This window comes from Planococcus sp. CP5-4_YE (assembly GCF_019042655.1).
Lineage (GTDB): Bacteria > Bacillota > Bacilli > Bacillales_A > Planococcaceae > Planococcus.
Genome location: NZ_JAHPZO010000006.1, coordinates 23,935 through 36,144, shown reverse-complemented (window position 1 = coordinate 36,144; position 12,210 = coordinate 23,935). Strand labels below are relative to the sequence as shown.

The 12,210-nt window shown below is 48.8% G+C and carries 9 protein-coding genes; 7 read left to right on the top strand and 2 right to left on the bottom strand.

Annotated elements, in window-relative coordinates; genetic code table 11:
* Positions 1-82 precede the first annotated feature (82 nt).
* The 4 genes from KTG14_RS09115 (at position 83) to KTG14_RS09100 (ending at position 3,285) form a co-directional block, all read left to right on the top strand.
* Positions 83-670 (top strand): peroxiredoxin family protein, encoded by a 588-nt coding sequence (locus KTG14_RS09115; RefSeq protein ID WP_216970637.1) that lies wholly within the window; start codon positions 83-85, stop codon positions 668-670.
* Positions 670-1,776: a trans-sulfuration enzyme family protein gene (locus KTG14_RS09110; protein ID WP_216970636.1), complete on the top strand. Its 1,107-nt coding sequence runs from the start codon at positions 670-672 to the stop codon at positions 1,774-1,776. Before KTG14_RS09115 ends, KTG14_RS09110 begins: the two co-directional genes overlap by 1 nt.
* Before the next feature lie 81 nt (positions 1,777-1,857).
* Positions 1,858-3,015: a PDZ domain-containing protein gene (locus KTG14_RS09105; protein ID WP_308461983.1), complete on the top strand. Its 1,158-nt coding sequence runs from the start codon at positions 1,858-1,860 to the stop codon at positions 3,013-3,015.
* Between the two features lie 12 nt (positions 3,016-3,027).
* Entirely contained in the window at positions 3,028-3,285 is a 258-nt protein-coding gene (locus tag KTG14_RS09100; protein WP_058383368.1) for a CsbA family protein, read from the top strand.
* A 12-nt stretch (positions 3,286-3,297) separates the two neighbouring features.
* Here the strand turns inward: KTG14_RS09100 and KTG14_RS09095 are convergent, their stop codons facing one another.
* Positions 3,298-3,606, bottom strand: a complete 309-nt coding sequence (locus KTG14_RS09095; RefSeq protein ID WP_216970635.1) for an AzlD domain-containing protein — start codon at positions 3,604-3,606, stop codon at positions 3,298-3,300.
* Entirely contained in the window at positions 3,606-4,298 is a 693-nt protein-coding gene (locus KTG14_RS09090; protein WP_216970634.1) for an AzlC family ABC transporter permease, read from the bottom strand. Before KTG14_RS09090 ends, KTG14_RS09095 begins: the two co-directional genes overlap by 1 nt.
* A gap of 142 nt (positions 4,299-4,440) precedes the next feature.
* On the opposite strand from KTG14_RS09090, the gene KTG14_RS09085 reads away from it, so the two are divergent.
* From KTG14_RS09085 to addA, 3 genes are all read left to right on the top strand, one after another.
* Positions 4,441-5,073: a TVP38/TMEM64 family protein gene (locus KTG14_RS09085; RefSeq protein WP_216970633.1), complete on the top strand. Its 633-nt coding sequence runs from the start codon at positions 4,441-4,443 to the stop codon at positions 5,071-5,073.
* 74 nt (positions 5,074-5,147) lie between these two features.
* Positions 5,148-8,624, top strand: a complete 3,477-nt coding sequence (gene addB, locus KTG14_RS09080) for a helicase-exonuclease AddAB subunit AddB (RefSeq protein WP_216970632.1) — start codon at positions 5,148-5,150, stop codon at positions 8,622-8,624.
* Positions 8,602-12,207, top strand: a complete 3,606-nt coding sequence (addA, locus tag KTG14_RS09075; RefSeq protein WP_216970800.1) for a helicase-exonuclease AddAB subunit AddA — start codon at positions 8,602-8,604, stop codon at positions 12,205-12,207. Before addB ends, addA begins: the two co-directional genes overlap by 23 nt.
* The last annotated feature ends 3 nt before the right edge of the window (positions 12,208-12,210 follow it).

The following is a 12,210-nucleotide window of genomic DNA, read 5'->3' as shown; positions in this document are numbered from 1 at the left end:
TTGTTGCGGGACAATTCCGGCGAATTTACTGGCTACAGACAGTTCGTTTATCGTATGATGGTAACGGAATGGAGTGAAAAGAATGTCAAAAAAAATGATCGGGTTGCTGATAGCTGCTATATTGGTCATTGTTCTCGCGGTATGGGCCGTCTTAGATAGCCAGAAAGAAGACCGCGCACTGAATAAAATGGCGCTTGGCAGCACTGTCGATTTTTTGCCGACCGATGAAGGCTTGGCAAAAGGCGAGCTGGCTCCCGATTTCGAATTAACTACTTTGAAAGGCGAGAAAATGCGCTTATCGGATTACCGGGGCAAAGCGGTCATCCTCAATTTTTGGGCGACTTGGTGCCCACCATGCCGTGCAGAAATGCCGCATATGCAAACTTTCTATGAGAACCAACAGGATAAAGATGTTGAAGTGGTAGCTGTCAATTTGACGACAGAAGACCGTGGCATGACGGAAATTGAAAACTTTGTCGAAGAGTTTGGTTTGAGTTTTTCGATTCCGATGGATGTGGACGGGGATGTTGGCGCACTCTACCAAGCGTTTTCCATCCCGACTTCCTATATCATAGATAGAGAAGGCCGTATCTTGCATAAAATTGTCGGCCCGATGGATGAAGAAATGATGAATGTATTTATAGAAGAAATCAATGAGGGGGAATTATAATGACATCAATCGATACGAAATCTGTACACACAGCCGGCATGGAAGAGCGGACGATACGCCCGAAAGTCATGCCGCTTTATCAAACTTCAGCGTTCTCTTTTTCTTCTTTAGAAGAATTGGAAGGCTATTATGAAGGCAACGGAACGTATCTGTACACACGGACAGCGAATCCGAATACAGATGCACTCGGCCAGACGGTTGCACAGCTTGAAGGCGCACCACGGGGCGTTGCAGCGTCTTCGGGAATGTCGGCGATACTCGCAGGGATCTTGTCGGTCGCGAAAGCGGGAGACCATATCCTTGCTGCCGAAGATGTGTACGGGGGGACTTTCCATCTTTTGAAAGAGGAATTGAAAAGGCTCGGCATTACAGTTCACTTCGAGGATTTTTCAGATATCGGCACGGTCGAACAGATGCTGGTTGATTTCCCTGAAGTGAAATTAATCGTGAGTGAATCGATCACCAATCCATTTTTGCGGATTGAAGACATCGAGGGGCTTGTGCGTTTGAAAAATCAATACGGCGTGAAAGTGATGATCGATAACACATTTGCGACGCCTTATACATATACGCCTTACGCACAAGGCGTGGATTTGGTCGTACATAGCGCAACCAAATATCTCGGTGGGCATAGCGATGTCACGTCAGGGGTATTGGTCGGAGATGAAGCTTTGATCGAAGAAGCCACAAAACGCGTCGTCAATCTCGGCATGAACTTAAGCCCTTTTGAAGCATGGCTGACCATACGCGGCATCAAAACCTTGGCGCTTCGGATGGAAAAGCAAAACGCCAATGCCCAAGCGATTGCCGATTTCCTGCAAGACAAGGCACGGGTTTGGTATCCGGGGAAAGGTGCGATCGTTTCGTTTGAACTTCCAGAAACTGCAGACGTCTCAGCCTTCTTTTCTTCACTCGGCTGGATCAAAATCGTTCCGACATTAGCCGGTGTCGAAACGACCGTCTCTTATCCATTCGGCACATCGCACCGCGCATTATCCGCAGAAGAAAAAGCGCAGATCGGCGTGACTGAGCGTGTCGTCAGGCTTTCAGCGGGAATCGAAGGCACCGAAGATATCCTAGGGCAGCTGCAGCTGGCGTTTAACTGATTGAAAAAGGTGTAGGGCAAACCCTGCATCTTTGGTACAATGGAATATAAGTTCATTTAGCTTAAGGATGGTGTCAGTGGAGTGTTAACGGATTTTTTGATGGCAATTGCCACGTTTTTTCTTAACCCTGTTTTTTATGTCGCATTATTCGCTGCGACGATGCTTGGATATTTCCGCGTCAAAAAAGAACGCCGCATTTTCCGTACGCGGATTGTGTATGGTGGAACAGAATTTAAACGCTTGCTGAAAGATGGTTGGTTGTATGCGATAGTTTTATCGATCATTGTGGCAGCTGCCGGTTTGGCGGTGCCGGTGGAGTGGTTGATTGCGCTCAGTATCGTGAGTATTGTTATCATGCTGACGGGTTTTTACCATCTCGCTTCGTTTGTCTATTTGGCGGGGGCAGCAGCGTTAATGGTCTGGTTATTTGAAGCCAATAATTGGAGTGTTAATCTCGGGTTCGCCGAAATGACAGGCAGGGGGCTTGCAGACGGCTGGCTCATTTCAGTCGCGTTGATTGCAGGGCTGTTGCTGTTCATCGAAAGCCGTATGGTCGAAAAGTCAGCTGCAGATTCCGCTTCGCCTCGCCTGCATAAATCGGCTCGTGGTTTGCGTGCCGCGGCCTATATTTCGCGCCGCCTATGGCTGATACCGGCAGTTCTAGTCGTGCCCGGAGAGATGATTTCTGAATACGCACCATACTGGCCGCAGCTGCCGATCGGTGAATCGGCGTTTTCCTTAATTTTGTTCCCGTTGGTATTCGGGTTTCAAGGACGCAGTAAACGCACTTTACCCGTATATTTGTCCCCGAAAATTGCAAAATCGATCGCTTGGTCAGCTGTGTTGACGATCGTTCTTGCCTTATTCGGGTTCCTGTGGCAGCCGATGGCGATCATCGCGCTGGCCGCCGGAGCATTGTTCCGTTTGGGAATTAGCTTGTATTATGCGCAGAAAGAGCGCAGCGGAAATTATACCGTGACGCCTCAAGCGCAAGGCGTTATGATCATTGATGTTCTTCCGGGATCTCCGGCTGAGAAGATGGGCCTTGTGCGCGGGGAAGTCATCCGCAAAGTAAACGGTACGACCGTAACGAATGAAACGGAACTATACGAAGCCATCCAGCTCAATGCAGCGCATTGCCGTCTGGAAGTAATCGACCATAATCTTGAAATGCGTTTGCGGCAGCATGTCGTCTTCCGCCATGACCATCACCGTCTAGGTCTTTTGATTGTCGAGTAAGGAGAGAAGAATATGGAGTCAATGGTGACCAAGTTTTTCCTATCGCTGTTTGTGCCCGGGCTTCTCGTTATCCTGTTTACGCGCGTGACATTCAACCATTATGTCGGCCTCATATTGACCGTGGCATTGATTGCCGCGGCCGTTTATGCCGGCTTCACACATACCTGGCTGTTGTTTATCGTCAACGCCGCTTCGTTAACAGCTGGTTTCTGGTATGCGAGCAATATGTATAATAAAAGAAAAAAAGCCGAAGCTCATGAAAATGAGTGACGGCTTTTTTTATTATCCGAACCAAAGTCCATATATGGAGAGAATAGCTATAGTCCCGAGTACGACGAGGATAACGTTTGCCCCGGTAAACGCGATCACAAATGCAGAGACAGCTCCGATCACGCCGAACCAGACATTTTCTTGGATGAAAAAAACGGCTGGGAAAATCAAGGCACCGAGGACGGCATAGGGAATATTGCGCAACACACTCTGCACAGCTTCCGGCAATTCTCGGCCTTCCAAAAAGGTTAACGGTATTGCGCGTGGAATGTAAGTAACAACGGCCATTCCAAAAATCATCCACCAAAACCAGGCACCCATCAGGCGGCAACTCCTTTCCGTGAAATCAGTTCAACAATAATCGCTGAAGCAAGAGTCGACACCATGATGGCCCAACCCGTGGAGAGCCAACCGGTGAAGAAAAATAGCGAATTGAAGAGGGCGGCGATCAATGCCAGGCTGACGACTTTCCTGTTGCCTTTCATTGACGGCACAAGCAAGCCGACGAACATCGCATAAAGTGCGATCGACATGGACGCCTGCAGGAAACCAGGGAGGCTGGCGCCGATTAAATGGCCGAGAGAAGTGAACACAACCCAGCTTCCATAGGAAATAACGATGACGCCTGCCGCAAATGAAGTACGGATCTTGTCGCCTTGCTGCGTTGCGAGTACCGTAAACGTTTCATCGGTAATGCCGAATGCATACAGCGCTTTTTTCCAGCGGGCATCCGGTTCCATCTTTTCATTCAATGCCGCTGTCATCAAGAAGTGGCGGATGTTGACGATGAATGTATTGACGACAATAAGCGCCGGGAGTACACCGGCTGTGATAAGGGAAAGTGATATGTACTGGGCAGCACCGGCAAAAACAAAGATGCTCATGGCGGTTGCTTCGATGAGCGATAAACCTGTCGTTTTGGCCAGCAGCCCAAAAGTCAGCGCAACCGGGAAATAGCCGATGGCGATGCTGGCGCCGGCTTTCAGCCCTGAAGAGAATCCGTGTTCTTGCAATTTGTTCCGCTCCTTTTGCCGCAAGTATTTCTCTTTTCCAAAACGGGAGAAAGAGTGTAAAGTAATTATAATAGCATAGCATATTTTCTTCTGTTTTTAGATTCATTATTGAAAAATCGCACAATTTAAAAGGAATGAGCCTATGTCGGATTTTTTTACTATGGAAAACATTGTCGAGTTAACGCAATCTTACCGGGCGTTTGGCCCGTTCATCGGTTTTCTGCTGCCATTCATTGAATCGTTTTTGCCGTTCTTGCCACTCTTTGTGTTCGTTTTCGCTAATGCCACTGCATACGGTCTATGGCTCGGCTTCCTCTTATCTTGGGGCGGGGCGGTCGCCGGTTCTTATACGGTCTTTTTGCTGGTCCGAAAATTCGGCCAAGCTCGCTTCATGAATTTCATGACGCGCCATCAAAAAGTCGAAAGACTCATCCATTGGGTGGAGCGCAACGGCTTCGGCCCTTTGTTTTTGCTGCTGTGTTTCCCGTTTACGCCCTCGGCATTGGTCAATTTGGTGGCCGGGCTATCGAATATCAGCCGCCATTATTATTTATTGACCTTGATGGCCGGGAAATTCGTCATGGTCTTGACGATTTCCTATGTCGGATATGATATCCGTGCCTTGTTTACTCAGCCGATTCGCACAGGCATTGTGATCGCCGTCATCGTGCTGCTGTATATTGTCGGAAAAGTTTTGGAGAAACGGCTCAATAAAAAAGTCGAAGCCGACTTCAAGAGGGCGAAAGAAGAACGTGAAAAAGAACGGCTATCTTAACGGGAAAGTCGTTCTTTTTTATCGTTTATAGTATAATAAGAACAAACGTTCTTTTTTGAAAAGGGGTGCATTACATGTCTTTACGCATTGTCTACGGGCGCGCCGGAACCGGAAAAACCCGTTTTGTCCAAGAAGAAATAGCCGATAGTTTGAAAGACCAGGCAGATGGGGACCCGATATTTCTCATTGTCCCTGACCAAATGTCATTTTCTACTGAATATCGATTGTCCGCTGCATATGACATGAAGGGCATGATCCGTGCGCAAGCCGTCACGTTCAAGCGGCTAGCCTGGCGCGTATTGCAGGAAGTCGGCGGAATCAGCCGCAAGGAAATCGATACATTCGGCTACCGCATGTTAATCCGCAGTTTGCTCGAAGAACACAGAGATGAGTTTAATTTATTTAGAAGAGCTGCAAGCAAAAGAGGCTTCACTGATCAAATTGAACAATTAATCAAAGAATTTTCCCGTTATTGCATCGACTGCGATGAACTTGGAACCATCCGCTCATCTCTTGAAACAGCTGGGGCCCCAAGGACGCTGCAGGACAAGGCAGCGGACCTGGAGCTCATTCTGCTTGAGATCGACAGGAGGCTTGGCAAAGTATTCGTGGATTCCGAAGGCCATCTCGGCTTATTGAGCGAAAAAATCCGCCACTCTGAAACGATCAAACATTCGGCTATTTACATCGACGGGTTTGTCAGCTTTACGGCGCGTGAGTTCCAAATCATTGAAGAGTTGCTGAAGCATGCCAAATCGGTGACGATCGTTTTGCCGATGGATGACACGAGCAGCACAGAAGACGAACAGTCGCTATTCTACCAGTCTTCCGTCACGGCAAGTCGACTTACAGATCTCGCTGCATCGGAAGGGATTGGGCTGGAACCGGAAGTATACTTGCAAGAGCCGAAACGCTTCATGAATGAAGAGCTTAGGCATATCGAACGCTTCATCGAAACCTTCCCTGCCCCGTCCATCGAAGGGCAAGGGGCCGTCGAACTGGTCGAAGCGTCCAACCGGCGGGCTGAAATCCACGAGCTTGCCCGCTCGATCCGGAAGCAAGTGATGGATGGCTGCCGTTATCATGATATTGCGGTGCTGTACCGCCAGCCGGAAGTATACGACGAATTGATTAACACTATTTTTCCGCAATACGAGATTCCTTATTTCATCAGCCAGAAGAAATCGATGCTTCATCATCCATTGATTGAATTCAGCCGTTCTGCACTCGAAGCAGTCATCGGCAATTATGCATATGAGCCGGTGTTCCGGGCATTGAAGACGGATTTGTTTTTTCCTGAAGGCAATATCAGCAAATGGCGGGAACGGGGAGACCAACTGGAGAATTTCGTCCTTGCCAATGGCATTTACGGTGAACGCTGGTTTGACGATAAGCGTTGGGTCTATAAAAAATACCGCGGGCTCGAATTTCATTCGGGCATCCAGACAGATGAAGAATTGGCGCTCCAGATGGAATTGCAGACTGCCCGGGATGTGGTGCGCGACCCACTTGAGCGCTTGAAAACACGCCTTAGTGATTGTGTGATTGGTCGCGATTTCGCCACAGCGCTGTTTCAGTTTATCGAAGAGCTCGATGTCTATTCGAAAATCCAATTGCTGAAAGACCGAGAAGAAGCCGAGCATCATTTGCTTGCCGCGACGGAGCATGAGCAGGCGTGGAATCAATGGGTCGGTGTGCTCGACCAATTCGTCATGATGTTTGGAGACAAAGAACTGGATCTCCAAAGTGCTGCGCGTATTTTGGATGAAGGTTTTGAAACCTTGGAATTTTCCCGAATTCCGCCATCGCTCGATCAAGTGACCATTGCCAAGATGGATCTGGCGCGCTTGATGGACATCCGGTCGGTCTTCATCATCGGCGCAAATGACGGTGTTTTGCCGCAGCGCATCGAACACGAAGGGCTCTTGACGGATTCAGAGCGCGAGTGGTTCCAAAAAATCGGCATCGAACTCGCACCAAGCTCCCGTATGCGTTTGATGGACGAAACGTATATGGCCTATCGCTCGTTCTCTTCCGCTTCCGATCGGTTGAGCGTCTCTTACCCGATTGCGGATGAAGAAGGAAAAGCCTTATTGCCTTCTTTATATATCAGGAAAATTGCTGATTTGCTTCAACTTGAGCCGAAATTGGCAGCGATCGGTCCAGAAGAGCTGCATGAGTCCGATGCCTTGGAATACATTAGCCATCCACGTGCGGCGCTTTCGCATCTGGCTGCACAAATCAGGAGCGGAGAACTTACCGGACAATGGCAGGCCGTGCTCGATTATTACCGGGAAGACCCGCTTTGGTCGTCAATCATCCAGCAAATATTCAAGCCCTTGAGCCATATGAAAGCTGAAAACCTATCGGAACAGATCGCTGAAGCGCTTTATGGTTCACCGATCGCCTCGAGCGTATCCCGCATCGAGACTTATCATAGCTGCCAATTTGCCCATTATGCAGCTTATGGCTTAAAACTTGAAGAACGTAGCCAATATCGTTTGGCGGCACCGGCAATGGGAGATTTATTCCATGCCGCAATCAAATGGATATCCGATGAAGTAATGCAACTCGGCGTTTCCTGGTCGTCGTTAAGCAAAGAACAATGCGCAGATCTCGCAAAGCGGGCGATCGAACAATTATCGCCTTATTTCGTCAACCAAATCCTCTTGAGTTCGCATCGCTACCGGTATATCCAGTACAAGCTTGAGGGCATCATTCGCCAGACAGCGTTTATGTTGAGCAAGCATGCACAAGTATCCGGTTTCGTACCCGTCGCACTTGAAGTGGGATTTGGGACGAAAGAAGCGATTCCACCGCTCGACATTGCGCTCGAGCGTGGGCGCAAGATGAATGTCAGAGGCCGCATTGACCGAATTGATTCGACAGACATCGGAGGCAAGCCATATTTGCGCGTTGTCGATTACAAATCGTCCAAGCAGGGACTGGATTTAGGCGAAGTCTACCACGGTTTGGCGCTTCAGACCTTTACGTATTTGGATGTGGCGTTAACACACTCCAAGCGCTGGCTTGGGGAGCAGGCGGAACCAGCAGGGGTGTTGTATTTCCATATGCACAACCCAATGTTGAAAATGACAAAATTATTGACTGCCGAAGAACTGGAAGAAGAACTTGCCAAGTCATTCAAGATGAATGGTTTAGTCGTGGAAGATCCGGAAGTCATACAGGCGATGGACGCGCAGATCGACGGCTATTCCAACGTCATTCCCGTCCGCTTGAATAAAAACGGATCGGTCTCGAAAGGTTCATCAAAAACAGTCGAAAAAGATGATATGGAAACGATCCGTGAATTTGTACGAAAGAAACATCAAGGCGCAGGGAACGGGATTCTAGATGGCCATACGGACGTTTCCCCGTACCGGTTGAAAAACGATACGCCGTGCCAATTCTGCAATTTCCGCGCAGTTTGCCAATTCGATCCGAGTGATCCGGAACAAACATACCGAAAATTGCCGGTATTAAGCTCTGAACAAGCAGTGGAGAAAATACGCAAGGAGGTGAGTCATGATGATACCCAAAAAACCGAATGATGCCACATGGACAGATGAACAATGGCGGGCGATATGGGCAAAAGGACAGGATATGCTCGTATCGGCTGCGGCAGGTTCCGGGAAAACGGCTGTCCTGATCAACCGGATGATTGAAAAAGTGCTTGATGAACAAGATCCGATATCAGTGGATGAGCTGTTGGTCGTGACGTTTACGAACGCTTCCGCAGCGGAAATGCGCCATCGCATGTCTGCCGCGCTTGAGCAGGCAGTCACGGCACACCCCGAATCCGTTCATTTGAAAAAGCAGTTGCGGCTGATCAATAAAGCCCAGATTTCGACTTTGCATTCGTTTTGCCTGCAAGTCGTGAAGCAATACGCCTACCTGCTGGAAATTGATCCGGGTTTTCGCATTGCGGGAGACACGGAAGCGGCCTTGCTGCGTGACGATGTGATGGAAGCAGTGCTTGAATCCGCTTATGAAGGCGAAAGGCGTGAGAAGGCCTACCGACTTGCGGACAGCTTCACTTCTGACCGTAGCGACCAGGCAATGGAAATCTTGCTGGGGAAATTATATGATTATTCACGTGTGCATCCAGAACCAGAGACATGGCTTGAACAATTGCCAAAGCTCTACGATGTGCCGGAACATTCCACAATTGATGAGTTGCCGTTCATGGAAGATTTGAAAATGACAATCCGTCATAGTTTCGAAGCGGCGCTTGATTTACTCGATGAAGGGTGGGAATTGGCCACCCGAACGGATGGCCCCCACGTACTGGAAGAGAATTTCCGCATGGACGCCACACTGATCCGAGCTGCACTCGATGCTTTGGATGAATCATGGGCATCGCTTCACTCTTATGCGCGAAACATCAAATGGGAACGCTTGGCATCTGTGAAAAAAGATTCCTGTGACCCTCAGTTGGCTGAAGAAGCGAAAGCTCGGAGAAATGAAGCGAAAAAACTGTTCAATGACGTAAAAGACGGTTATTTCACCCGTGCTCCCGAGAGGCTGCTTGAGGAAATGCGTGAAATGGCGCCGCTCATGCGAACTTTGGTTGATTTGACGAAGCGCTTTGCGAAAGATTACAAAGCCCTGAAAATTGATCGCGGCCTGGTGGATTTCTCGGATTTAGAGCATTACGCACTGGAAATTCTGAGCGATGGCGGAGAAGCTTCTGCAATAGCAGAGGATTACCGCATGCGCTTTAAGGAAGTATTGGTGGATGAATACCAGGATACGAATATGCTGCAGGAAACAATAATTGGCCTTGTGAAGTCCGGAACTGAACAAGACGGCAATTTGTTCATGGTGGGGGATGTGAAACAGTCCATCTACCGCTTCCGCCTGGCAGAGCCGATGTTGTTCCTCGGCAAGTATTCCCGGTTTAGCCGGCGAGCGGAAGGCTCGGGCCTGCGAATTGACTTGAACGCCAATTTTAGAAGCCGCAAGGAAGTGCTCGATGGCACCAACTACATCTTTTCGCAGATCATGGGAGAGCGAGTCGGTGAAATCAGCTATGATGAAGATGCAGCATTAAAGCCGAAAGCGCCATATCCAGAGCAGGATGTGCCTATCCACTTGACGCTCATCCATGAGCCGGAAACTGAAGAAGGTGAAGAAGAATCTGTAGATATGGATAAATCGCAATGGGAAGCCCGCTGGATTGCTCAGAAGATCCGCCATATGATGGATTCGGGAACGCTCGTGCATGATCCATGGAGCGGACAAGAGCGCCCCCTTGAATACCGTGACATTGTTGTACTGATGCGTTCAATGACCTGGTCGGGTGACTTTTCCGATGAATTTAAAATGGCTGGGGTTCCTCTCTATGCGGAATTGAGCGGCGGTTATTTCGATGCTCTCGAAGTGATGATCATGCTCAATGCATTGCGTGTCATCGACAATCCATACCAGGATATTCCACTTGCCGCTGTTTTGCGTGCGCCATTCTTTGGTCTTCAGGAAAATGAACTCGCGGCGATCCGCCTGGCCGATTCAAAAGGCACTTTTTACGATGCGTTAAAAGCATTTATCCGCATCGGCACCATGGAACAAGCTACGCGCATCAAATTGTCGCGGTTTACCAATAGCTTGCAGAAGTGGCGTGATTTAGCACGAAGAGGCTCATTAGCAGAACTGATTTGGAAAGTATATCTGGATACGAATTATTATGAAATGGCGGGTGCCATGTCGAACGGCAAACAGCGCCAAGCGAATCTGCGTGCTCTTCATGACCGTGCGCTCGAGTACGAAAAGACCGCTTTTCGCGGGTTGTTCCGATTTTTGCGCTTTATCGACCGCATGAGAGAGCGCGGAGATGACCTTGGGACTGCCAAGTCATTAAGTGAAAAGGAAAACGTCGTCCGGCTAATGACCGTCCACAAATCGAAAGGCTTAGAGTTTCCAGTCGTCTTTTTCGCTGGCACCGGACGGCCATTCAATGAAATGGACTTCCATAAACCGTATCTATTCGACCAGAACTATGGCCTTGCAGTCAAGGCCGTTAATCCTGATACACGCATCGAATTCACCTCACTGCCTTATCTTGCTGTTAAAGAGATGAAGCAATTGCAGATGAAGGCCGAAGAAATGCGGGTGTTGTATGTGGCAATGACGCGTGCGAAAGAAAAGCTTTACTTGACTGCCTCGGTAAAGAATATTGACCGCTTGCTGGAAAAGTGGAAAACTGCCTCAGGTGATGTGTTGTTGCCTGATTTTAAAAGATCTCGTGCAAAATCCTATTTGGATTGGATCGGCCCAGCCGTTTCCAGGCATCCCGATGCAGAGGTGCTGCATGTAGGCGGCGAAGTGCTCGATCATCATTCACGCTTCCAGATCGACATTGTCGAGACGGTTTCCTTGGAAGAGCCTCAGCCTTTGCTTGAAGCGCAGCAAGACCGGCCAGAAGCAGAAGCGGATAAGTCATTAATCCATAGCCGATTCGATTTCACTTATCCCCATCAGGCAGCTGTTGAAAAACGTTCAAAGCAATCGGTGACGGAAATGAAGAGGCTTCAGCTATTGCAGCGTTCGGATGAGCCGGAATCGTTCATCCAGAATTATCAGCCAAAAGCACAAAAGAAAGCGCCACATCGCCCGAATTTTCTGATGGACCGCAAACTGTCAGCTGCAGATATCGGTACGGCAGTCCATACCGTCATGCAGCATCTGCCGCTTGAACGGCAGATGAATGTGGAGCAAATCCAGCAATTTCTCGATGAGTTGACAGGTCGTGAAATTCTTACGAAGGAAGAAGCACAGGCTGTCAGAGCCGAACAAGTTGAAGCGTTTTTCCATAGTACAATTGCACAGCGTCTAATGAACGCAGAGGATGTGAGACGGGAAGTTCCTTTTACGTATGCACGTGCTGACGAAGACGGCGACCATCAGATTGTCCAAGGGATCGTCGATTGTCTGTTCAAGGAAAACGGCGAATGGATCTTGCTCGACTATAAAACCGACCAGACGCGCGGAATGGGCAATGTCCACTCAGCGATGAAAGAGCGCTATTCCATCCAATTGTCAGTCTACCAAGAAGCGGTAGAAGCGATTTTGCGCATTGCGATAAAACAACGTGTTTTGTATTTGTTCTCTACAAATGAAGAAGTGGAAGTCTAGGAG